This window comes from Mycobacterium sp. IS-836, from assembly GCF_001954275.1.
GTDB lineage: Bacteria > Actinomycetota > Actinomycetes > Mycobacteriales > Mycobacteriaceae > Mycobacterium.
Genome location: NZ_MBEU01000004.1, coordinates 174,820 through 195,385 on the forward strand (window position 1 = coordinate 174,820; position 20,566 = coordinate 195,385).

Sequence of the window (20,566 nt, forward strand, 5' to 3'; positions counted from 1 at the left end):
GACCACAGTAGCTAGACCTTCACGTAGCGGGTGTATAGGTAGCCGGCGTCGTCGCCGAGAACATGCGCGCAGCGCATCGGCCTCAGCACCTGGCCCGGGCCGGTCGCGATGCGCCGGGCCAGGCCGCCGACCACGTAGGGCGCGATGGTCAGGCACAGCTCGTCGAGCAGGTCGCGTTGGACGAACGCGCCCAGCAGCATCGGCCCGCCCTCGGTCAGGACGCGGCGCATGCCGCGCGCCCCGAGGATCGCCAGCAGCGCGGCCTCGTCGACCCTGTCCGGATCGCTGCCGGAGCAGTCGATCACCTCGGCAAGACCGGAGAGCCGGCGGCGTGTCGCATCGGCGGCCGCCGTGCAGGTGAGCACCAGCGGTGACACTTCGGTACGGGTGAACACCGCCATGTCCCGGTCGAGGTGACCCGATTTCGTCACGATCGCCAGTTGCGGGACTTCGCTTTGCGCGCGGGCCTGCCGCCGCTGGCGTTGGACGGCGCCCAGATGCGCCCCAGAGTATCCCTCGATGCGGACGGTGCCCGCGCCGACCACGATGACATCGGCGAGCTCGCGGAGCAGGTGGAAGATGAATCGGTCGCCGGGCCCGGCCATGGTGCCGGTTTTGCCGTCGGCGGTGGCGCCGCCGTCCAGGCTGGTGATGAAGTTCGCCCGCACCCATGTCCCGTCTCGGTCGGGATACGCGTAGAGCTGGGGGAGTTCGCCGTCGTCGAGTTCGCGCGCCGAGCCGAGCAGCGTCAGCGGCGGCGCCTCAGGAAGGGGCATGGGCTCGATTGCAGCACGCCGCTACAGTTCCTGCATGCACGGGTCCGCTTCCGGCCGGGTGGCTCACCTGGTGGATCGGCATCCCACCGTGTCGCCCGAGCGGCTGATCGCCCAATTGCGGCCGCCCCCAACGTTCGCCGACGTGAGCTTCGCGACATACCGCCCGGATCCGGCGGAACCCACCCAGGCGGCCGCCGTCGTGGCCTGCCGGGATTTCTGCGGGGAGGCGGTGCGGCGCCGGGCCGGCCGCCGAAAGTTGTTCGGCAGGCGGGCGGTATTGCCCGGCGTCGGGCTGTATCTGGACGGCGGTTTCGGGGTGGGCAAGACTCACCTGCTGGCCTCGGCCTACTACGAGTTGCCGGGCCCCAAGGCGTTCGCGACATTTGGGGAGCTGACCCAGCTGGCCGGGGTGTTCGGCTTCGCCGAGTGCATCGACCTGCTGTCCGACTACACGGCGGTGTGCATCGACGAGTTCGAACTCGACGACCCGGGCAACACCACCCTGATCTCGCGGATGCTCTCGTCGCTGGTCGAGCGGGGTGTGTCGGTGGCCGCCACCTCCAATACCCTGCCCGAGCAACTCGGTGAGGGCCGGTTTGCAGCCCAGGACTTTCTGCGTGAAATCAACACGCTGGCAAGAATTTTCACCACGGTGCGGATCGAGGGCCCGGACTACCGGCACCGCGATCTGCCCCCGGCGCCGCCGCCGCTGCCGGACGATCAGGTCGCCGCGCGCGCCGCGGCGGTCGAGGGCGCGACGCTCGACGACTTCGACGCGCTGTGCGCGCACCTGGCGACCATGCACCCGTCGCGGTATCTGACCCTGATCGAGGGGGTGACGGCCGTGTTCTTGACGGGCGTGCACGGCATCGACGACCAGAACGTCGCGCTGCGGCTGGTGTCGCTGACCGATCGCTTGTACGACGCCGGCATCCCGGTGATGGCGTCGGGGGCGAAGCTGGACACCATCTTCAGCGAGGAGATGCTGGCCGGCGGGTACCGGAAGAAGTATTTGCGGGCCACGTCACGGCTGTTGGCGCTGACCGCCGCCGTCAACGCACCTCGCGGGTCATGACGAAGTCGTCCTCGGTGGCGTCGCCCACCTGAAACGTCCTGGTGCCGCTGACGTCGAAACCGCTCCTGGCGTAAAAGCGTTGTGCGCGTTGGTTTTTCTGGTTGACGCCGAGCCAGACGCGGCGCACGCCCCAGTCGGCGGCCAGGGCCAGCGCGCGCTCCATCAGCGCCGTCGCGACCCCGGTGCCGTGCAGCTCCGGCAGGACGTAGAGCTTCGACAGCTCGGCGGCCGCAACGGCGCGAACGAGCATGGCGTACCCGATGATTCGGCCGTTCCGCGCTGCGGTGAGTACGGCATGTTGCGGGTCGGCCAGGTATTCCGCGAAGCGGTCGGCCGACAGGTGGGCGTCGATGAACGACGCGATGTTCTCCGGCGCCAGCGACGGCGGGCACGCCAGCGGGAAGGTGCGCGCGGCGACCGCGGCCAGCTCGTCGGCGTCGACGCAATCCGTCGTGGCGAGGTGAACCTCGAGCGTCAGAGGTTCCACTGCGCGAGATGCTGGCCCGTCTTCTTGTCCAGCAGTACGACATTGGAGACCGGATCCCGGTAGGCGTCCCAGTACACCCCGCCCCGGACGATCGCCCCGTTGGGCGCATTCGTGAGCACGTTGTCCAGCGCGTCGGGTGCGTCGGTCGCACGCGGCTTGTAGGCGTCGGCGAATGGAGTCACCCCGTCGAAGCTGAACACGGTCGCCAAGATGAACGGGTTGGGCACCCGGATCGCGCGGACCGTCACATCCGCCCGGTTGGGGGTGCTGCCGGGGAAGCTTTTGATCGGAACGCCGCTGCGCGTGTAGCCGAATCCGGGCGGCGGGTCGCAGGGGGCCACGCTGCTGACGGTGACGTCGGCGATGTAGGTGTCGGTGGCCACCCGCAGCGTGTCGCCGATGTGTCCGATCGGTGCGTCTTGAGCCCGCGCGGGCGGAGCCGCAAACCCGACGGCGGTCACGCTCGCGGCGGCAACCAGGAAGGCGGACAGGGCGATCAGCCAGCGATGCATCATCGCATGATTGCACAGGCGCTATGCAGAAGGGGAGGGGTGCTTCCCGCTGGCCAGTGCTTCGAGCGCCGCCGCGGCATCGTCATCAACCCGTTCCTTGTCGACGCCGGCGGAGTGCAGCGGTCCCGCCCCGTCCTCGAGTTCGAGCAGGGCCATCAGCATGTGTTCGGTGCCAATGTAGTTGTGGCCCAGCCGAAGTGCCTCGCGGAAGGTCAGCTCCAGCACCTTGCGCGCCGGGCCGCTGAACGGGATGAGTTTGGGAGGCTCTCCGGTGGACGGGGGAAGGGTTATGGCGGCCCGGAGCGCCTTGACGTCGACCTGTTGCCGTTGCAGCAGCTGCGTGGCCAATGCGGCCGGATCGTCCAGCACGCCGAGCAGCAGATGGTCGGGGGTGATCTCGGCGTTGGCCGCCTGATGCGCGGCGTTCTGGGCCGCGACGACGGCGTTGCGGGCCCGCGGCGTGAAGCGCCCGAAACCCTGTTCGGGATCAAGGGTGGTGGCCTCGGGCCGAGGAACGAATCGTTTCTGCGCGGCCTGTTTGGTGACGCCCATGCTCTTGCCGATGTCCGTCCAGGAGGCCCCCGATCGGCGCGCCTGGTCGACGAAGTGCCCGATCAAGTGGTCGGCGACCTCACCCAGATGCTCGGCCGCCAGAACGGCGTCGGCGAGTTGATCAAGCGCGTCGGTGTGCACCTGCTTGATCGCGTTGATCATCTCGTCGAGGCGCACGGGATAGGCGATCGGCGTGGAATCGGGCATATCGTCAACGGTAGGTTGACGACCCGGGTGATGTCAACCCAGGGTTGACGGTTAATGCTTTGTTACACGTAGTGCGGCCCGCTACCTGCGCTGACACAATGCTGACTCATGAAACTACTTCTGACCCTGGCAGGTTTTGCTGCCGTGATCGGCCTGGCCGCGCCCGCGCACGCCGATAGCACCGACGACGCATTCATTGCCTCGCTCAAAGCCGCCGGCATCACCTATTCCGACTCCGATGCCGCGGTCGGGGCGGGCAAATGGGTGTGCGACAAGGTAAACGGGGGCACCGACGTGTCGACTGTCGTCAAGACGCTCGCAACCAAGAACGCCTCGCTGAACCCGGACAAAGCCGCTAAGTTCGCGGCCATCGCCCAGACCACGTACTGCCCGGACACCGCATCGGACAGCAGCTCGAGCCCGAGCTCTGACACCCCCGCGCCGTCGTAGGAGTCAATCTTCGGCCGGCGCCGCCTCGCCCTGGTCGGGTTGCGTGGTTGGCCCGCGGCGGCCGCCGGGCGGCCGGCCGAGTTCCAGCGGCCCCAGCCCGGGAATGGTGCGCGGGGGCGTCGGCACCGATCGTTGCTTCCGCCAGTGGCCTGCCCGCGAGAGCCGCCAGTCGGCCGCCCATCTCCACTCGTAGACCTCGGGCGTGCTCAGATTCCACGCCAGCGCCGCCATCCTCAGGCCGGTGCCGCGGGCTTCCATCCACGAGGCGATCACCCAGACCCTGTCGAGGTCCTCGTCGGGAATTTCAAAACCCCACGACAGTTCTTCGTCGTCGCAACCCATCGAGGGGCGTATCGCGGGTTTCGGCGTCGAGACGTCGAACCGATTGCCGTCCGCTTCGAGGTCGAGCCCCACTTCGTAACGCACGGTTGGCCCCGCCATCCGCAGCCTCACCTCCAGCCGGGCCTGGCCCCGGCGGCGCGGTGTGAGCCGATCGATAACCATCACGACGCCTTTGGCGCGCGGGTTTTTGTGCTGTGCCCGTAGCCGATTCGCGAGGGCAATGAGCCCGAGCACAGCGATGATGCCGACAAAGACGTCGAGAACGATGAGGGCCGCCACGTCGTCCTAGATAACACCATCCGCCCACGGGCCCGGCATTCGCCCGGGATGCACACCGGCGTGGCCTCTGTCAGAATCGGGGAGCTATGAGACGTCTGCCGATGCTGTTCAGCGTCGCCACCATGATCGCCCTGGCCGCGCCGGCGCATGCGGACAACACGGTCAATGGCAACGATCAAGCCTTTCTCGCCGCGCTCAACCAAGCCGGGCTGACCTATCAAGATCCCGACCGCGCGGTGGCGGCCGGCAAAAAGGTGTGCGATCTGGTCAACGGGGGAATGGCCGCCGTGGACGTCGTCAAGAACCTGGAGCAATACAACCCCGGGTTCGCGGGCGACGGTGCGGCGAAGTTCACGGGCATCGCGGCGGAGGCGTACTGCCCCGCCGCCCTCGCCCGCGCGCGTCAGGACGCATCGCTCGCGGCCTTGGGGCGCTGACGGGCGTCCATCCTGGACCATTGACCGGGGCCGCCGTGGTGGCGACCGGGCACCTAGACCTGGTCTCCCTGTCGGTGATCGTGCTGCTGGTCGGTGCCTATGGGTGGTGCTACCGGCATAACCGGGAAGCGGAGCGGGCGGCCGGATCCGCGCAGGCCACATGCTTCGCCGTCGGCGCGCTGCTCTGGGTGCTGGCCACTTCGAGCGTGATCGGCGCCTACGCCTACGTTCTGTTCTGGATGCGGGCGCTGCAGGTGCTGCTGTTGCTCTACGTCGTCCCGTTCTTCATCGCGCAAGCCAAACCGGTGACCGTTGTCCGCAACGCGCTGACGGCCGCCGGCCGCGGCCTCGTCGACCGGCTGTTGGCGAGCCGGCCCGCCCGGGTGCTCGCACACCCGTTGGCCACGTCGGTCGCAATGCTGGCCTCGCCGTGGCTGCTCTACCTGACGCCCTGGTATACGGCGGCACTCGAGAGCGAATGGATCGGCGCGCCGACTCGGATCCTTCTGGTAGCCATAGGTTTTGGGTATTTCTACGCCAGACTGCAAGCGGACCCCGTTCCGCGTAGGTATTCCCAGGCGATTTCGTTGCTGATCACCGTCGCCGAGACGCTTGGCGACGGGCTCTTGGGGCTCGTGATTTGGCAGGGCTCGCTGATCGCCGAGGCGTATTACGCTGGGCTGCACCGCTCCTGGGGCCCGGATCAACGGTTGGATCAGACCATTGGCGCGGGTGTCTTGTGGATCCTCGGCGACGTTGTCGGGGTGCCCTTCGTACTGCTGTTGATGCGCGCGTTGTCCCGCGACGAGAAAGCACACGCGGTGCGGGTCGACGCCGAACTGGACTCGGCGGAGGCGGCCGGGGACGACGGTGCGGCACGGTCTGGATTGTGGTGGGAGAACGATCCACAGCTGCGGGAGCGATTTCGTCGCGGCTAGCGGTACGCCGTAAATGGCTGTGGCGCAGTCCTTTACATGGCTCGATGCGGGGGCCCGGGCGGGCCCCCGCATCGACGGTGGTGGCTGTTAGGTCGAGGTGACGTATTGCGGGCAGTAGGCCGAGGCGGCGTCGACGGCGAACGTCTTGGCGCCCTTGGCGCTCAGGCCGGTGGACTGGGCCACGGCGCTGATGACCTCCTGGCTCGAGTGGCCGTTGTCGAGGGCTTTGCACACTGCGTGGCCGTCGCTGATGGCGCGTGCCGCGGTGGGCGGCGTGATCCCGTCGGCCTGCAGCTGCGCGAGGAAGGCGTCGTCGACGGTGCTGGCGCCTGCGGTGCCGGCGAAGCCGAGCGCGGCGAGGCCGAGAGCGGCGGCGGTCAGGGTGGCGCGGGCTGCGGGGGCTGCGAAACGGCGAGTGAACATCGGGGTACTCCTTGTGCTGATGTGTGTTGTGGGGGGCGCTGTTTTGCGTTGACAACAGAATCGGCACAGGGCCTTTATGGTTTCTCAATAAATTCTTGACGGACCCGGTACGAGGCGTCGTACCAGGTCAACCGCGGTCGACGCGTTTCCGCGCCGTGAACCACTTGTATCTCAATAGTGACTACTGCATCTGTAGTCACGTTTGCACCGTTGATAACATGAAACGGCTGGCGTCTCCGGCCCGCACCGATCATGCCGGCGACCGCCTTGTCGCTCGCGCGGCAAACGCAGATGGCCAATACGACCCGCTACACAACTCTTATAGGGGCGGTTGACTGCGTCCGGGATTCAATACCGAAACGGGAGAAAAGTGGATAGCACTACCGAATTGATCATGCTCGCGGAAGGCGTTGTCCGGGGGAACAATATCGACCCCGGCCGATTGTGCAGGGCTGCCATCGCCGTCGCGGACAATCCGCCGGAGGACCCGGAGCTGGCCCGCTTCGCCGATCTCCTGATCGATGCATCGTTTGGATGGGCTCGGTTCAATGGCTCGCGGCTGAGATTGGCGACCGCCGTCCGCGCCTACGCGCTCGCGGCGTCACTAACGGTCGCCGACTAACTTCGGGCGTTACCGCCAGCCGGCCGGTAGGTCGATGACGTGATTGGGGCAGAGGTCGTGGGCGGCCTCGGACATGACAACCCGTGCGGTCTCGGCCGACATCTTCGCACGCAACAGCATGAAGGCGTATTCGGCTGGCGCATAACCCAATTGAGCGCCCTCCGGATCGTCCATCAGCTGGCATGCCTCCTTCTCCTGGTCGCTATCGCCCTGGGCGACGCCGGCGCAAAACAATGACACGAGGCCGACGAGCCCGCCGGCGACAATTTTCGTTGTGATCCCCACTGTGCCCTCTGCTTTACGACGGGATTCCGTGCACCAACCAGTTAATCGGACGCTTCGCGGATGTCAACCGCGCTTGCCTTCCGGGCGCCCTTGTCCAACAACGCTTCTCATCGGCGCGGCGACCCCCAAATGGCCGTTTACCTCGAGGATTCTCGGCGATACTATGCGTGAATGCGATTCACCAATGTCGCCGCGGCGGCCGGCATCGTTATCGCCGTCCTGTTAATCGTCCCGGTCGTGTTAATGGGGGCGCCGTCTGCCCGGGCTGATATCAGCGGTTACCGGCGTTGCATCGGAACCATTACGGAAATCCCCCTGAGCGAACCCAACCCACAAAGTCAGCAGCTCGCCGGGCTTGTCGCGATGGATCTCAAAGCCGGTGTTTCCCCTGCCGCGGAAGCTCGGAAATTGGAGCAGACCGGATTCGACTCGCGCGTCGCCAACGGGGTCGTGCAATGTGTCATACAGGAGAACCCGTAGGAAACCGGGCGCCCTTCAGTCGTCGATATGGGTCGGCGGGTCAGCGAAGCCGAGACCCGAAGGCTGCTGGCCAGGGCCCATCGGATCGCAACGTCTTTCGGGCACTTGGTAGGAACTCATCCCGTTCAGGACCCAGTGGGTCGATACCACGCAACGTTGCCAGGTGCCATCGGGCTGGATGGGTCCATCGCACTTGCTGATAACGGGTCCTCCGTACTGGCAGCCGGCGTTGGCCGGCGGCGCTGCGGCCATCAGCCCTCCGGCCATCAGTGCGGCGCCCAGGCCGGCGATGAAAGCGGATTTCCCCCGCGACGTGATCGTGAATGCAGTCATGGCGTCTCCCTTGGGCTACCGCGACTCGATCATTGCACGGATTCCGCGGCGCGCGTCGCTAGCCGGCTAGCCGCTGCAAATGCGCCATCGCCTTGGCCAGCGAAGCCTCGGCGGGGCGCCCCAGACCGTGAGCGACCGAAGCGTCGACAAGCATCCACAGCGCGGCATACAGCGGAATGCACCAGGCCAGCTCATCGCTCGCCGCGCGTCCGGGGCGATACCCCTCAAGCAATAGGGAGACCGACGTCGTATCGGCGCGATGCGCAAAGCGCGCGAGGTCCCACCGGGGATCCGCAACAACCGCGTCACCCCAATCGATTACGCCGGAGAACCTGTCCACATCGACGAGGATGTGGGAAGCCTTGAGATCGCCGTGACACAGCGCCCCGACCTCGACGGCGGCCAGCGTCCCGGCGTGAGCGCTGAGTGCGGCCTCCGCGGCGTCAGCCACCGTGGCCGCGATCGAGTAGCTGCCGGCCACGCGACGAACCTCGCGGCAGATGTTCTGCAGAAAGCCGAGCCAGGAGGTGTGCGTCGGCGAGAAGCCGCCGCTGTCGTTCCACGTCGCCTCCGCCAGCCAGCCGAAGCCTGGTGGTCGCGTGTCGTGCAAGCGCCGCAGCGCGGCGCCCACCTCGACAATCGCCGGATGCCCGGCCACGACCGGTTCGCCGGGAACGCGGCTCATCGCCAGGGCACTCATGCTGTCTTTCGCACTGAGGCGCGCCAGCGCGAGGATCTCCGGAGCGCCACAGCCCGCCTCCGCCCCCCGCGCGCACGCCCACGCCTCGGCCGCCAACGCGTCATTACCCGTCGACGCCTTCACCACGAATCGACGCCCGCCCGCGTCGACCTCGTAAACCGCGTTGGTGGCGAACGAATCGACCCGGATAACGCGGTCGGGCCGACAGCCAAGCTGGCGCGCCATGAAACCCGCGACCGCCCGCTCCAGTTTTTTCGGAGTCATGATGAATGCATAATTTTGATCTTGACCGGAAAACTCGGTTTGAGCTGCAGCATGTTATCAGTTTGTTGACTGCATTAACAGGCCGGCGCATTCGTTATTTATATGCGCCGACACTCGGCCTCAAAACAGCGAAAATGTTCTTCCGCGTTCTGGCCCACGGCGGTAACATCAAACGTTGTTATACAGGTGTTCAACCCGAGATGAAAGGCCATCCGATGAACGCTAAGAGCAGCAAGCGGCGGATGTTGAAAGCTGGCGCGGCGGCCGTGGCATTGGTCGCAGTGATGTTGGGATCGACGGGGTGCACGATAACTGGTTGCAGCGGTTCGATACCCGGAACAGTCACCTGCGCCTAAATCACTTCTGCTGACCCACAACGGCGCCGCTTGGGTGGCGCCGTTGTGGGTCACATTATGCGAGGTCAGTCGGCCGCGCGGTGCGGTGTGCCGGGGTGCCGGATTGGCCAAGTTGCGCCGAACAGTACCCGGTGCATTCGTGGTTCTATCGGGCGCATAAATTGCTGCTCTTCACAGCCGCTGCCACGATAAAGTCTTGCCAAGGGTGCGGGCGGGCCTTCGTCAAACGCCGGTTGGTGTGCCGTCGATTTTCTGTTCGCGCGCCAGGTATCCCGACCGAGGACCCGACGCCTGACAGGAGATCGATGCAGGAGCGACGCGCAAAAGTCGACGTCAACTTGTCTTGGCATCTGGTCTGGCTCTTTGCGCTCTTAGAAGGCATCACGGTTCCTTTAGTGCCGTTGTTTTTGGAAAGTGGGCCTAACGTAAAATCGACCGCCCACCCCGTATCGTTTGCAACCAGAATGGTGATCATCGGCGTATATGGAGTAGCCATAGGATTCGTCGGGGCATTCATAATTTCCCTGTTGCTGAATTACGTTGCCTTCCGCAGGTTAAAGATTAGTCTTAACGGTGCGGTTATTGTGCGAGTGACCCGTCCACTCGCTATCGGACTGTGGGGCGGCTTGTTGCTGGCGCTTATTTTCTGGATACAGCAATGCATGGGTGGCGTCTTGGTGTTTTCCTTGACGGTGAATCTGATGCTGCTCGGATTTGTCTCAGCGGCGGGTGCCATCATCATTACTACCTGCGTTTACTTGCTGGCGGCGAAAGCCGCGCCGCGCCTGGGAATCCAACTAGATACCACCGAACAGCGGCTGGCGTTGACCGGAGTTCCAATTCTTTCGTTTGCTGTGTTGGTAGGACTTTACGAAGGATTGGCCGCGCCGATCCTCCACCAATGGGAATCGGCTTCCCAGCACAAGGTGTTGATTGCACTCGTAGTGGGGCTTGCGGGAGGTGCGCTGAGCAGTTTGATAGTGGTGGCGCTAGCTCACATGAGCGTGATCAAGAAACACATGTGGCTGGGATTTTCCCTAATGAGTGAATAGGGCAATGGTGTCTCTGGTGCGCGATACTGGGATTGAACCAGTGACCTCTTCCGTGTCAGGGAAGCGCTCTCCCGCTGAGCTAATCGCGCTGGGAGTCGAACTTTGGAGGTGGAGACGGGAATCGAACCCGTGTGCACGGCTTTGCAGGCCGTTGCCTCACCACTCGGCCACTCCACCGCTGGGATTGATGCCACTTGCACCTTCGAGCGGATGACGGGATTCGAACCCGCGACCCTCACCTTGGCAAGGTGATGCGCTACCAACTGCGCTACATCCGCGCGCAACGGACGAGATCGTCGCCCGGTGCGAAGCACGACGATAGTCCACGTAAGCGGGCCCACACAAATCTCTTGACGCGGGCCGTGTCCAGGCTATCGCGCGACCCCCGCGGGCGCAGCTGGCGTCCCGCGATGTCCCGTCGTGCTACCCTTCGACGTCGTTCGCCTCTCGGCGCCGGTCCCGTGGCTCAGTGGGAGAGCGTCCGCTTCACACGCGGAAGGTCGCTGGTTCGATCCCAGCCGGGACCACCACCAGAATCCGATTTTCTGGGCACCATCGATTAACTCAGGCTGCGCTGATTCCCGTCGCGCGCAGCTAGCCACGCGTCCGCGCGACAATGGGCGCGAGACCAAACCCGGCGGTGAAGGATGGTGGACGATGGTTGGCAATCAAGAGGGGATCGGCACCCTGAAACTCGAATGCCCGCAGATGCACACGGTGGGCAGGATTCTCAAGGAGGCCCCGCATCAGTCGGTCGTCTACGACCCGGGAGCCCAGGTGGGGCCGCGGCGGTTCTGGCCGGATGAGCAGGACCAGCCGCAGTTCACAACGAATTGCCGCTTTTGCGAGAAACCGGTGGGGGAGACCACGACCACGCTGCAGGGCAAACTTCGCACCCTGATCGACAGCGCATCCGAGACAATTGACACGGTGACACTGCAGTATGTGTAGCCCGGGGTAACCGCGGCGGCGCCTACTGTAATCGCTACAGTAGCGAGCCTACGGCGCGATGCGGCACCGACGGCGGCGCCGCGTGAGAGGAGTCCCGTGGCGCAGAATCCGACACCCAGCCCCCGCGCCCCGGAAGGGGATTGGCTAGGCACCCCGTACCTGTCGTTCGACCGCCACGGGCCGATCGCCGTGTGCACGATCGATCGCCCGGACGCGCGTAACGCGATGACACCGGCGATGTACTTCGGAATCCGTTATGCGGTAGGCCGTCTCAACGAGGACCCGGATCTGGCCGGGCTGCTGATCACCGGATCCGGAGACGTCTTCGCGCCCGGCGGCGACATGGGCGGCGGGGGAGCAACCGACAACTGGATCACCTTCGGCTCGGCGCTGGGCATGGACGTCACGCCGTTCGACGCCGTTCGCACCTCGGGCAAACCCGTCGTGTCGGCGGTCAACGGGCTATGCCAGGGCGGCGGCATGCAGATCGCGTTGTGCAGCGACCTGTCCGTGGTCAGCGAGCGGGCAACCTTCCGGGTGCCCGAGCTCTTCCGTGGCTACGCCGACACGTATTACAGCCAGATGCTGGTGCGGCTCATCGGCCCGGTACGCACCCGCGACCTCATGTTCACCGGGCGGGTGCTGTCGGCGGCCGAGGCCCTCGACTGGGGCCTGGTGACCAGGGTCGTGCCCCACGAGGATCTGCTCGAAACGGCCAAAGACCTGCTCGCGCAGGTGTGCCGGACGGCGCCGCGTGCCCGCGGTGTCATCAAGTCCAGCATCGACAACTACCTGGGCCTCTACGACCGCATCGGCATGACCGCCAGCCTCGGCGACGCCGAGGCGCGAGAGGGCTTCCGCGCCTTCAAGGAACGCCGCTCACCCGATTGGGTGCATCCGGAACTGCGGGTTGAGGGACGGCTATAGATCCCTAGACCTTTCGCGTGCGGTTCTTCCAATAGGGTTCGCGCAGCTGGGTTTTGAGGATCTTGCCGCTCGCGTTGCGGGGCAGTTCCGGCACGAACTCGACGGTTCGCGGGCATTTGTAGGCGGCCAGGTGCCGGCGGCAGAACTCGACGATGTCGCCGGCGTCGACGTCATCGGTGGTCACCACGATCGCCTTGACGGATTCGCCCCAGTAGTCGTCGGGCACGCCGATGACCGCGGCGTCGGCTACGGCGGGATGCTTGATGAGCACGCTTTCCACCTCGGGGCCGTACACGTTCTCGCCGCCGGTGATGACCATGTCCTTGAGCCGGTCCTCGATGTAGACATAGCCCTCGGCGTCGAGGCGGCCGATGTCGCCGGTGCACACCCAATCGTCGGCGGTGATCGTCTCGGCGGTCGCCTCCGGGCGGTTCAGGTAGCCGGTCATATTTTGATTGCTTCGCACCCAGATTTCGCCCGGCTCACCGGCGGGCAACCGCTCGCCCGTGTCGGGATCGACGACCTGAATCTCGGTGCCCAGCACCGCCTTTCCCGCCGACAGCTGCAGGCCCGGTCGGGCCGCGTCGCGGTGGTCCGCGTCAGAGAGGGCGGTGACCGCGCCGCACAATTCGGTCTGCCCGTACACCTGCACGAATTTCGTGTCCGGCCACGTCGCGAGCGCTCGATGCAGCAGGGGCAGCGGCATCGGCGCGGCGCCGTACACCAGGTGGCTCAGGCCGGAGAGCGTCGCACTTGCCGCCGCGCCGGCGTCCAGGAACCGGGCGATCACCGGGGGCACGAAGAAGGCGTGGGTCGCGCCGGCCCGTACCGCCGCGATCAAGGCCGCCGCGTCGGGCTCGCGCGTCATGATCGTCGGCACCCCGGCCCGGATGCCGAACAGCGCGTAGCCGATCCCCCCGACGTGGAAGAGCGGCATGGCGACGAGGTTGGCGTCCCCTTCGCCGAACGGAAACGCCGGTGCCAGGTTCGCCGAGTGGTTGACCAGCGCGCGCTGGCTCAACAGCACGCCCTTCGGCCGTCCCGTGGTGCCCGAGCTGTAGATCACCAACGCGGTCTCGCCGCCGTCGAGCTCGGTGTCGGCCGGTGCGGGCGACGCTGCGGCGAGCAAGGATTCGTACTCGTCGGCGTCACCGCCCACCACCACGACGCGCTCCAGGCCCGCGACCCGAGGGGCGACCGAGTCGACCGTCGGGCGCAGTTCGGCCCCGACGAACAGCAGCCGGGCGCCGCAGTCGTCGAGCACGTGGACGAGCTCGTCTCCGATCACGCGCCAGTTGACGACGGTGGTGACGGCGCCGATCGACGCGGCGGCGAAGAGCACCTCCAGGCAGGCCGGGTGATTCTTGTCCAGGAACGCCACCGCCTGGCCACGCCGCACACCGGCGGCCCGCAGCGCGCCCGCCACGTGACGAATCCGCGACGCCCACTCGGCCCACGACCACTGCAAGTCCCCGTAGCGGATCGCGATGTCGTCCGGCCTGCGCCGCGCGTGCTGGTCGACGAATCCGGCAAGAGTCTCCGCGGTGCTGGTGGTGGTATCGGCTGGCGGCATCCTATGAGTGTGCACTGAGGGCTGCGGGTGTGCGGTGCGGGCGCCCTGAACGCACGCTCGATTCGGCTGGGCGTCGGTGTGCCAACATGACTGCCATGGTGAACAGTGATCGCGCCCGTTCTCGCACGTTCGTCGTCACCGGTGCGGCCTCGGGCATCGGCCTGGCCACCGCGCGGCGCCTGCTGGCCGAGGGCGGTAGCGTCGTCGGCGCCGACCTGGCGTCCCCGCCCGACCTCGGCCCCGAATTCCGGTTCGTGACGGCCGACGTGAGCGACGAGACCGCGATCGCCGCCGTGCTGGAGGCGGTGCCGGACCGCCTGGACGGTGTCTTCCACGCTGCCGGCGTCGCGGGCGGCGGCCCGGTGCATCTGCTCGACCGCGCCGAATGGGACCGGGTGATCGGGATCAACCTCACCGGCACGTTTCTCGTGGCCAAGGCCGCGCTGGCGCGGATGATCGAGCAGGACCGCGTCGACGGCGAGCGGGGCTCGATCGTGACCGTCGCCAGCATCGAGGGCCTGGAGGGCACCGCGGGCGGCAGCTCGTACAACGCGGCCAAGGGCGGCGTCGTGTTGCTCACCAAGAACATCGCGCTCGACTACGGCCCCAGCGGCATCCGGGCCAACGCGATCTGTCCCGGCTTCATCGAAACACCAATGGCCCAAAGCGTTTTCGGACTGCCGGGCATGGAGGGCCCGCTGGCCTCCATCACCGAGGAGCACGCCCTGCAGCGGCTCGGCCAACCGGATGAGGTCGCGGCGATGGCGGCCTTCCTGCTGTCACCCGACGCCTCCTTCGTCAGCGGCCAGGCCATCGCCGTCGACGGCGGCTACACGGCGGGTCGCGATCACGGTGTCGTCAAACTCTTCGGCTTCCCCGACTAGCGCCCTAAGATTCGCGCATGGTCACTCCTGACGAGGCGATCGACGCGATCCGAGGTACCGGCGGAGCGCAGCCGGGCTGCCGGGCGTTGCACGCGAAAGGCACGCTGTACCGCGGCACTTTCACCGCGACACCCGACGGGGCCGTGCTGTCGCGCGCCAAACATCTGGATGGCTCGACGGTCCCGGCGCTGATCCGCTTCTCCAACGGATCGGGAAACCCGACACAGCCCGACAACTCGCCGGGCGTGCGCGGAATGGCAGTGAAGTTCACCCTGCCCGACGGCTCCACGACGGATGTCTCGACGCAGACCGCGCGGCTGTTCGTGTCGAGCACGCCGGACGGCTTCGTCGATCTGCTGAAGGCGATGCGGCCCGGCCTGACCACGCCGCTGCGCATGGCCCGGTACTTCCTCACCCACCCCCGGCTGCTCGGCGCGCTGCCGCTGCTGCGCGACGCCGGCAAGGTCCCGGCGAGCTACGCCACCACCGAATACCACGGGCTGCACGCCTTCCGCTGGATCGGCGGCGACGGCAGCACCAGATTCGTTCGCTACCACCTGATCCCGGCGGCGGGGGCGGCAGGTGTCTCCGGATCCGCCTCGGGCCAAGACTTTCTCACCGACGAGCTGGCCGCCCGCCTGGCCGGCGGGCCGGTGCGGTTCGACTTTCGCGTTCAGATCGCCGGGCCGAAGGACTCCACGGTGGACCCCTCGGCGCCGTGGCAGAGCACCGAGACGGTGACCGTCGGCACCCTCGAGATCACGGGATTGGACACCGAACGCGAGCGCGGCGACGACATCGTCGTGTTCGACCCGATGCGCGTCACCGACGGCATCGAACCTTCCGACGACCCGGTGCTGCGCTTCCGCACGCTCGTGTACTCCGCGTCGGTCAAGCTACGCACCGGCGTCGATCGCGGTCCCGAGGCGCCGCCCGCCTGACGCGGACTAAGCTCCTCGGGAGTGCTGCTCTCCCATGTGCTGTTGATCGCCCTGGCCGGGTTTGGCGCCGGTGCCATCAATGCGCTCGTCGGATCGGGCACGCTGATCACGTTCCCGACGCTCGTCGCCCTCGGCTATCCGCCGGTCACGTCCACCATGTCGAACGCGGTCGGTTTGGTCGCCGGCAGCGTGTCGGGCACCTGGGGTTATCGCGCCGAGCTGCGCGGCCAGTGGAATCGGCTCGCCTGGCAGATCCCGGCATCGCTCTCGGGCGCGATGGTGGGCGCCTTCCTGCTCCTGCATCTGCCCCCGACGGTGTTCGCCCGGGTCGTGCCGGTGCTGCTGGTGCTGGCCCTGATCCTGGTCGTGATCGGGCCGCGGATCCAGTCGTGGGCGCGCCGGCGCGCCGAGGTAGAGGGCCGCTCGCCCGAGCACATCACGCCGGCGCGCAAGGCGGTGCTGGTGCTCGCCACCTTCGGAGTCGGGGTCTACGGCGGCTATTTCACTGCGGCGCAAGGCATCCTGCTGGTCGGCGTGATGGGTGCACTGCTGCCGGAGTCGGTGCAGCGGATGAATGCGGCCAAGAACCTGCTGACGCTGGTCGTGAATGTCGTTGCGGCGGTGAGCTATACGCTGGTGGCCTTCGATCGCATCAGCTGGCCGGTCGCCGGGATCATCGCGGCAGGCTCGCTGATCGGAGGATTCCTCGGTGCGCGCTACGGGCGCCGGCTGTCGCCAAATGCGTTGCGCTCCACCATCGTCGTGGTGGGCCTCATCGGACTGTATCGGCTGCTGACGGTATAGCGGGCGGGCGCCGTTCAGCTCAGCGTGGCCTCGGCGGCCGCCGCGACGACGTCCATCACCTCACGGCGCTTTCGCCAAGCCCGCAACTGCCGCATCGCACCGTTGCCCTGTGCGGCGATACGGTCGAGTTCCGCTGTGACGCGCCCGTATTCACCGAGCGCCTCCAACGCCGGGCGTAACCGCTGCACCAGGAAATGCAGCTGCTCACGGGCCGGCACCGCCCCGCGGCCGCCGACCAGATCGAGCGCCTGGCCCGCCAATCCGTCGTGGGCCGCCTTCCAGTACGCCGCCCGCAGCGCCGCGGGTTGCAGACGCCCGACGTCGTCGCCGCGGTCACGCGCGTCGAGCGCCGTCATCACCGCGGCCCGGATCAGCGTGGCGAGCAGCACGGTCTCGGCGACCGTCGCCGGCACGTCGGCCACCCGGACCTCGATAGTCGGGAAATTCTCCGATGCGCGCACGTCCCAATAGATCATCTTGCGATCGAGGATCACGCCGCTGTCGATCAGCATGGCCACGGTGCGGTCGTAATCCTCGGGCGCCGGGAAGAACGGCGGCGGCCCGGCGACGGGCCAGCGTCGCCACAGGACGCTGCGCCAGCTCGCGTAGCCGCTGTCGGCGTTGCGATACAGCGCGGAATTGGCCGACAGCGCCAGCAGCGACGGAAGCCACGGCCGCAGCCAGTTGCTGACGTGGATGGCCGTCGCCCGGTCGGGCACCTCCACGTGGACGTGGCATCCGCAGATCCCCTGCTCGTGGGCGATCATGCCGTACTGCTCGCCGATCCGCCGGTATCGCTCGGTGTCCGTGACGGGAAACTGGTGCGGCGTGGCCGGCGGCAGCCCCAGGGCCAGCAGCCGAACCCCGGCGGCCTCGGCGGCCTGTGCCGCGGTGCGCCGCAGCCGGATGAGTTCCTCGCCGAGTTCCGCACTGCCGCTCACCACGCTGGAGGTCGTTTCGACCTGGCAGCTGCTCAGCTCGAGCTGCAGTGTGACGCCGCGGCGCTCGGCTTCGTGCGCCACCGCCGTGTTGCGCGGGGCGGGCTCGCCGGTGTCCGGATCGACGAGGAGAAATTCCTCCTCAACGCCGAAGGTGGGCCTGAAACTGGGAAGATCGCTCATCCAGCCTCCGAGGCCGCTAAGGGAAGCGACTGTGGCTCAACGTTTTTGGCGGGCGTCAGCTCACCAGCGAGCGGGCATCCCCAGCGCGGAGTCCTTGGTCGGGAAGATGGGCAGCAGGCCGCCGAGCCCGCATGCGTCGATGACTCGGGCGACGACGGGCTGGCGGCTGACCACGCGTAGTTCGATGCCACGGCGATGACATTGTTGCGCCTGGTCGGCGAGCACCGCGAACGCGCAGCAGGCCATGAAGTCGAGGCCGGTGACGTCGACCACCAGGGGGCCGGGCGGGGTCGCGACGTTGGCCGCCTCGGTGACCAGGTGGCGCCAGGCGTGCTCGTTGCAGGCGTCGATCTCGCCGCCGGCGTTGATCAGCACCGCGCCCTCGCACCGATCGGTTGTCGCCCGCAGCCTGCTCTGAGGATCGCCCAGCTCGTAGACCAGCCGGGTGCTGAGCATCAGATGGGGGCGCGATATCGGTTCTGCAGTGACCGGACTCATGATGGACTCCCTTCCACCGGCGCTTGGCGCCGGGATGGATGCCCGTCCTGCACGTCTGAAGACAGACTTTCGCGGATCGCGAATCTCATTTGTATAACGAGACAGGGCGGTCTGTCTACTGGCTGGCCTTAAGAGTATGGTGAGGCGGGTCATGACAACGCCTGATGTCGCGACGTCCGCCACCCCGCCTCGTGAACGCATCGTGAACGCCGCATACGAGCTGTTCAGCAGGCGGGGCATTCGCGCGGTCGGCACCGATCAGGTGATCGAGCGGGCCGGTGTGGCAAAGGCGACGCTGTACCGGCATTTCGCGACGAAGGACGATCTCGTGCTGGCCGTGCTGCAGCGGCGTGAGGAGGTCTGGACGCACGGTTTGATCGAGGCGCAGTCACGCGAGCGCGGCACCACGCCGGAGGAACAGCTGCTCGCGATCTTCGACGTCATGCACGACTGGTTTCAGCTCCGCGACGGCTATGAGGGCTGCTCCTTCATCAACGTGTTGCTCGAGTTGGGGGCGGACCACCCGGCCGGGCAGGCCAGCGTCGCGCACATCGACAACGTTCGCGACATCGTCCGCCAACGCGCCGTGGCCGCGGGCCTGTCCGACGTCGAGGACTTCGCGTGGTCCTGGCACATCCTGATGAAGGGCGCCATTATTCTCGCGGCCGTGGGTGATCCCAATGCCGCCCTGCGCGCCCAGAAGATGGCCCGCACCCTGATCGAACAGCACCGCGCGCCCACGCCGGCGGTGGACGAGGCAGTGGGCTAGCTGGGCGTCAGGCGGCGTCGACGGCCGTCGTCCCGGTCTTGCGCTCGTGCTCGGCCTCGAGTTCGGCGATCGCGCGGGATGTGCGCTCCCGCAACAGGATTGCCGCGATGCCGCCGGCCACCACGGCGACGACGAGCGCGATCCAGGAGAATCGCTCCAGCCACCGTTCGGCGGCCATCCCGGCGAAATAGACCAGCGCGGTGGTGCCGCCGGCCCAGCAGATGCCGCCGGAGACGTTGGCCGCCAGGAAGCGGGGGTAAGGCATCTTCAGCGCGCCGGCCAGCGGCCCGGCGAAGATTCGCAGCAGCGCGATGAAGCGGCCGAAGAACACCGCCCGAACTCCCCAGCGGTTGAACAACTTTTCGGCGAGCGCCACGTGCCCGGGACCGAAGTGTTTGGGAAAACGCCGGCCGAGCTTGTCGAACAGCGGCAGGCCGAACCGGCGCCCGATGCTGTAGCCGATCGAGTCGCCCACCACCGCGCCGATGACCGCGGCCGCGCCGACGCCGAGCGGGTTGACGGCCAGGTCGTGATGCGAGGACATCAGGGCGGCGCTCACTAGCACGATCTCGCCGGGAAGGGGCACGCCCAGGCTCTCGATCCCGACCACACCGCCGACTACGAGGTAGACCGCGAGCGGCGGGATTGACTGCAGCAAAGCCTGAACATTCATGGGTCAAGGATGCCTGACGGGCGCTCGATTCGCGCCGCAATGCCCTCGGCGCGGACCGGTTCCAGGCGCGGACGCTTCGGCACCCGCCCGTCGGCCGACGACAGACCGCGCATGCGGCGCCAAATCCAGGGGAAGAAACTGTCCTGCGCCCAGCGCAGGTGGCCGTACGCGCCGGTGGTGAACGACCGCGGCATCGGGTTGAGGCTGGCCGCGGCCCAGTCGTGGTTGCTGTCGGGCAGCCCGAGGGCTTCGGCGGCCGCGGCGGCAAACAGGATGTGTCCGTGGGTTGACGCGTGCACGCGATCGATGCTCCAGGTCTGCAGGTCGCGCATCGACGGCGCGCTGTACAGGTCGACGAGCCTGAACCCGTAGCGGTCGGCGGCGGCGCGGATGGCGTTGTTGATGCGGGCGAGCCGCGGGCCCACCACCCGGCCGAGCGGGAGGAACTGCGCGACGTTCGGGAAGGTCGTCGTCACCACCGTCGCCCCCGACCCGGCGAGCGCGGCGTAGACGTGGTCGAGGTCGGCGAGGGCGCGGCCGAACGATCGTCCGGGCTGGATGACGTCGTTCATCCCGGCGCAGACGGTGATCAGATCCGGCCGCATCGCCAGCGCCTCCGGGACCTGCTCCCGGAGGACGTCGGCCACCAGCTTGCCGCGGATCGCGAGGTTGGCGTACTGCAGACCCGGATAGAGCGAATCGAGCATCGCGGCGAGCCGGTCGGCGAATCCCAGCACACCGACGGTGTCGTCGCCGTCCCATAGGCCCTCGGTCTGGCTGTCACCGATGGCGACGTATCGGCTGTAGCCGGTCGGGTTGACCTCGCGCACGAAGCCGAGACTAATCGGGATCCGA

Annotated in this window: 28 protein-coding genes and 4 tRNA genes; 15 read left to right on the forward strand and 17 right to left on the reverse strand. The window is 67.1% G+C overall.

The window, feature by feature from the left end:
* Positions 1 to 11: 11 nt before the first annotated feature.
* A complete protein-coding gene (locus A5747_RS02590; RefSeq protein WP_076122102.1) occupies positions 12 to 776 on the reverse strand; it encodes a pyrimidine reductase family protein in 765 nt (254 codons plus the stop codon).
* Between A5747_RS02590 and zapE the strand changes: the two genes are divergently transcribed.
* Entirely contained in the window at positions 775 to 1,851 is a 1,077-nt protein-coding gene (zapE, locus tag A5747_RS02595; RefSeq protein ID WP_142245427.1) for a cell division protein ZapE, read from the forward strand. The genes A5747_RS02590 and zapE overlap by 2 nt on opposite strands.
* Here zapE and A5747_RS02600 read toward each other — a convergent pair.
* The 3 genes from A5747_RS02600 to A5747_RS02610 are packed head-to-tail and all read right to left on the reverse strand — an operon-like array spanning position 1,829 to position 3,609.
* Positions 1,829 to 2,338 (reverse strand): N-acetyltransferase, encoded by a 510-nt coding sequence (locus A5747_RS02600; protein WP_076122104.1) that lies wholly within the window; start codon positions 2,336 to 2,338, stop codon positions 1,829 to 1,831. The two genes, zapE and A5747_RS02600, sit on opposite strands and share 23 nt — an antisense overlap.
* Positions 2,326 to 2,850, reverse strand: coding sequence for a hypothetical protein (locus A5747_RS02605; RefSeq protein ID WP_076122177.1), 525 nt, complete (start codon positions 2,848 to 2,850; stop codon positions 2,326 to 2,328). Before A5747_RS02605 ends, A5747_RS02600 begins: the two co-directional genes overlap by 13 nt.
* A gap of 21 nt (positions 2,851 to 2,871) precedes the next feature.
* Positions 2,872 to 3,609 (reverse strand): Clp protease N-terminal domain-containing protein, encoded by a 738-nt coding sequence (locus tag A5747_RS02610; protein WP_076122105.1) that lies wholly within the window; start codon positions 3,607 to 3,609, stop codon positions 2,872 to 2,874.
* Between the two features lie 108 nt (positions 3,610 to 3,717).
* Here A5747_RS02610 and A5747_RS02615 point away from each other — a divergent pair, with 108 nt between their 5' ends.
* Positions 3,718 to 4,059: a DUF732 domain-containing protein gene (locus A5747_RS02615; protein WP_076122106.1), complete on the forward strand. Its 342-nt coding sequence runs from the start codon at positions 3,718 to 3,720 to the stop codon at positions 4,057 to 4,059.
* Between the two features lie 3 nt (positions 4,060 to 4,062).
* Here the strand turns inward: A5747_RS02615 and A5747_RS02620 are convergent, their stop codons facing one another.
* Positions 4,063 to 4,680, reverse strand: coding sequence for a hypothetical protein (locus tag A5747_RS02620; RefSeq protein ID WP_076122107.1), 618 nt, complete (start codon positions 4,678 to 4,680; stop codon positions 4,063 to 4,065).
* Between the two features lie 86 nt (positions 4,681 to 4,766).
* On the opposite strand from A5747_RS02620, the gene A5747_RS02625 reads away from it, so the two are divergent.
* Together A5747_RS02625 and A5747_RS02630 are read left to right on the forward strand one after the other, a co-directional pair.
* On the forward strand, positions 4,767 to 5,117 hold the full coding sequence (locus tag A5747_RS02625; protein WP_076122108.1) for a DUF732 domain-containing protein: 351 nt from the start codon (positions 4,767 to 4,769) through the stop codon (positions 5,115 to 5,117).
* Positions 5,114 to 6,055, forward strand: a complete 942-nt coding sequence (locus tag A5747_RS02630) for a cytochrome c oxidase assembly protein (protein ID WP_076122178.1) — start codon at positions 5,114 to 5,116, stop codon at positions 6,053 to 6,055. The genes A5747_RS02625 and A5747_RS02630 overlap by 4 nt, the downstream gene beginning before the upstream one ends.
* An 87-nt stretch (positions 6,056 to 6,142) precedes the next feature.
* Here the strand turns inward: A5747_RS02630 and A5747_RS02635 are convergent, their stop codons facing one another.
* Entirely contained in the window at positions 6,143 to 6,478 is a 336-nt protein-coding gene (locus A5747_RS02635) for a DUF732 domain-containing protein (protein ID WP_076122109.1), read from the reverse strand.
* Between the two features lie 370 nt (positions 6,479 to 6,848).
* Here A5747_RS02635 and A5747_RS02640 point away from each other — a divergent pair, with 370 nt between their 5' ends.
* Positions 6,849 to 7,100: a hypothetical protein gene (locus tag A5747_RS02640; protein ID WP_076122110.1), complete on the forward strand. Its 252-nt coding sequence runs from the start codon at positions 6,849 to 6,851 to the stop codon at positions 7,098 to 7,100.
* 9 nt (positions 7,101 to 7,109) lie between these two features.
* On the opposite strand, the gene A5747_RS02645 is transcribed toward A5747_RS02640, so the two are convergent.
* Complete coding sequence (locus tag A5747_RS02645; RefSeq protein ID WP_233147921.1) at positions 7,110 to 7,385, reverse strand: hypothetical protein; 276 nt, start codon at positions 7,383 to 7,385, stop codon at positions 7,110 to 7,112.
* Between the two features lie 171 nt (positions 7,386 to 7,556).
* Here A5747_RS02645 and A5747_RS02650 point away from each other — a divergent pair, with 171 nt between their 5' ends.
* Positions 7,557 to 7,865, forward strand: coding sequence for a hypothetical protein (locus A5747_RS02650; RefSeq protein ID WP_076122111.1), 309 nt, complete (start codon positions 7,557 to 7,559; stop codon positions 7,863 to 7,865).
* Between the two features lie 15 nt (positions 7,866 to 7,880).
* Here A5747_RS02650 and A5747_RS02655 read toward each other — a convergent pair whose 3' ends face one another.
* Together A5747_RS02655 and A5747_RS02660 are read right to left on the reverse strand one after the other, a co-directional pair.
* The gene (locus tag A5747_RS02655) at positions 7,881 to 8,198 is read right to left on the reverse strand and encodes a hypothetical protein (protein WP_076122112.1); all 318 of its coding nucleotides are present in this window, start codon (positions 8,196 to 8,198) and stop codon (positions 7,881 to 7,883) included.
* A 58-nt stretch (positions 8,199 to 8,256) separates the two neighbouring features.
* Positions 8,257 to 9,162, reverse strand: a complete 906-nt coding sequence (locus A5747_RS02660) for a phosphotransferase family protein (protein ID WP_076122113.1) — start codon at positions 9,160 to 9,162, stop codon at positions 8,257 to 8,259.
* Positions 9,163 to 9,167: 5 nt separating this feature from the next.
* Here A5747_RS02660 and A5747_RS24725 point away from each other — a divergent pair, with 5 nt between their 5' ends.
* Both A5747_RS24725 and A5747_RS02665 read left to right on the forward strand, forming a co-directional pair.
* Positions 9,168 to 9,518 (forward strand): hypothetical protein, encoded by a 351-nt coding sequence (locus A5747_RS24725; protein WP_142245428.1) that lies wholly within the window; start codon positions 9,168 to 9,170, stop codon positions 9,516 to 9,518.
* Between the two features lie 305 nt (positions 9,519 to 9,823).
* Entirely contained in the window at positions 9,824 to 10,570 is a 747-nt protein-coding gene (locus tag A5747_RS02665; protein WP_139333067.1) for a hypothetical protein, read from the forward strand.
* A 14-nt stretch (positions 10,571 to 10,584) separates the two neighbouring features.
* Here A5747_RS02665 and A5747_RS02670 read toward each other — a convergent pair.
* The 3 genes from A5747_RS02670 to A5747_RS02680 form a co-directional block, all read right to left on the reverse strand.
* Positions 10,585 to 10,659: transfer RNA gene (locus A5747_RS02670), tRNA-Val, on the reverse strand.
* Positions 10,660 to 10,673: 14 nt separating this feature from the next.
* A tRNA-Cys gene (locus A5747_RS02675) sits at positions 10,674 to 10,747 on the reverse strand.
* 28 nt (positions 10,748 to 10,775) lie between these two features.
* Positions 10,776 to 10,848: transfer RNA gene (locus A5747_RS02680), tRNA-Gly, on the reverse strand.
* A gap of 177 nt (positions 10,849 to 11,025) precedes the next feature.
* Here A5747_RS02680 and A5747_RS02685 point away from each other — a divergent pair.
* The 3 genes from A5747_RS02685 (at position 11,026) to A5747_RS02695 (ending at position 12,448) form a co-directional block, all read left to right on the forward strand.
* Positions 11,026 to 11,100 (forward strand) — tRNA-Val (locus A5747_RS02685).
* 127 nt (positions 11,101 to 11,227) lie between these two features.
* Positions 11,228 to 11,521, forward strand: coding sequence for a hypothetical protein (locus tag A5747_RS02690; protein WP_076122115.1), 294 nt, complete (start codon positions 11,228 to 11,230; stop codon positions 11,519 to 11,521).
* Positions 11,522 to 11,617: 96 nt separating this feature from the next.
* Positions 11,618 to 12,448 (forward strand): enoyl-CoA hydratase/isomerase family protein, encoded by an 831-nt coding sequence (locus tag A5747_RS02695; RefSeq protein ID WP_076122116.1) that lies wholly within the window; start codon positions 11,618 to 11,620, stop codon positions 12,446 to 12,448.
* 4 nt (positions 12,449 to 12,452) lie between these two features.
* Here A5747_RS02695 and A5747_RS02700 read toward each other — a convergent pair whose 3' ends face one another.
* Positions 12,453 to 14,021 (reverse strand): long-chain-fatty-acid--CoA ligase, encoded by a 1,569-nt coding sequence (locus A5747_RS02700; RefSeq protein WP_076122117.1) that lies wholly within the window; start codon positions 14,019 to 14,021, stop codon positions 12,453 to 12,455.
* Between the two features lie 86 nt (positions 14,022 to 14,107).
* Between A5747_RS02700 and A5747_RS02705 the strand changes: the two genes are divergently transcribed.
* The 3 genes from A5747_RS02705 to A5747_RS02715 are packed head-to-tail and all read left to right on the forward strand — an operon-like array spanning position 14,108 to position 16,650.
* Positions 14,108 to 14,905, forward strand: a complete 798-nt coding sequence (locus tag A5747_RS02705; protein ID WP_198938113.1) for an SDR family NAD(P)-dependent oxidoreductase — start codon at positions 14,108 to 14,110, stop codon at positions 14,903 to 14,905.
* Between the two features lie 17 nt (positions 14,906 to 14,922).
* Entirely contained in the window at positions 14,923 to 15,846 is a 924-nt protein-coding gene (locus A5747_RS02710; protein ID WP_076122119.1) for a catalase family peroxidase, read from the forward strand.
* A gap of 36 nt (positions 15,847 to 15,882) precedes the next feature.
* Positions 15,883 to 16,650 carry a sulfite exporter TauE/SafE family protein gene (locus A5747_RS02715; RefSeq protein ID WP_198938118.1) on the forward strand — a complete coding sequence of 256 codons (768 nt, stop codon included), beginning with the start codon at positions 15,883 to 15,885 and terminating at the stop codon, positions 16,648 to 16,650.
* Between the two features lie 14 nt (positions 16,651 to 16,664).
* Here the strand turns inward: A5747_RS02715 and A5747_RS02720 are convergent, their stop codons facing one another.
* The gene (locus A5747_RS02720; protein ID WP_076122121.1) at positions 16,665 to 17,771 is read right to left on the reverse strand and encodes a glutamate--cysteine ligase; all 1,107 of its coding nucleotides are present in this window, start codon (positions 17,769 to 17,771) and stop codon (positions 16,665 to 16,667) included.
* 60 nt (positions 17,772 to 17,831) lie between these two features.
* Complete coding sequence (locus tag A5747_RS02725) at positions 17,832 to 18,269, reverse strand: anti-sigma factor antagonist (RefSeq protein WP_076122122.1); 438 nt, start codon at positions 18,267 to 18,269, stop codon at positions 17,832 to 17,834.
* Positions 18,270 to 18,420: 151 nt separating this feature from the next.
* Between A5747_RS02725 and A5747_RS02730 the strand changes: the two genes are divergently transcribed.
* The gene (locus A5747_RS02730; RefSeq protein ID WP_076122123.1) at positions 18,421 to 19,038 is read left to right on the forward strand and encodes a TetR/AcrR family transcriptional regulator; all 618 of its coding nucleotides are present in this window, start codon (positions 18,421 to 18,423) and stop codon (positions 19,036 to 19,038) included.
* Positions 19,039 to 19,045: 7 nt separating this feature from the next.
* Here A5747_RS02730 and A5747_RS02735 read toward each other — a convergent pair whose 3' ends face one another.
* On the reverse strand, positions 19,046 to 19,711 hold the full coding sequence (locus A5747_RS02735) for a DedA family protein (protein ID WP_076122124.1): 666 nt from the start codon (positions 19,709 to 19,711) through the stop codon (positions 19,046 to 19,048).
* Positions 19,708 to 20,541 carry an SGNH/GDSL hydrolase family protein gene (locus A5747_RS02740; protein ID WP_076122125.1) on the reverse strand — a complete coding sequence of 278 codons (834 nt, stop codon included), beginning with the start codon at positions 20,539 to 20,541 and terminating at the stop codon, positions 19,708 to 19,710. The genes A5747_RS02735 and A5747_RS02740 overlap by 4 nt, the downstream gene beginning before the upstream one ends.
* Positions 20,542 to 20,566 lie beyond the last annotated feature (25 nt).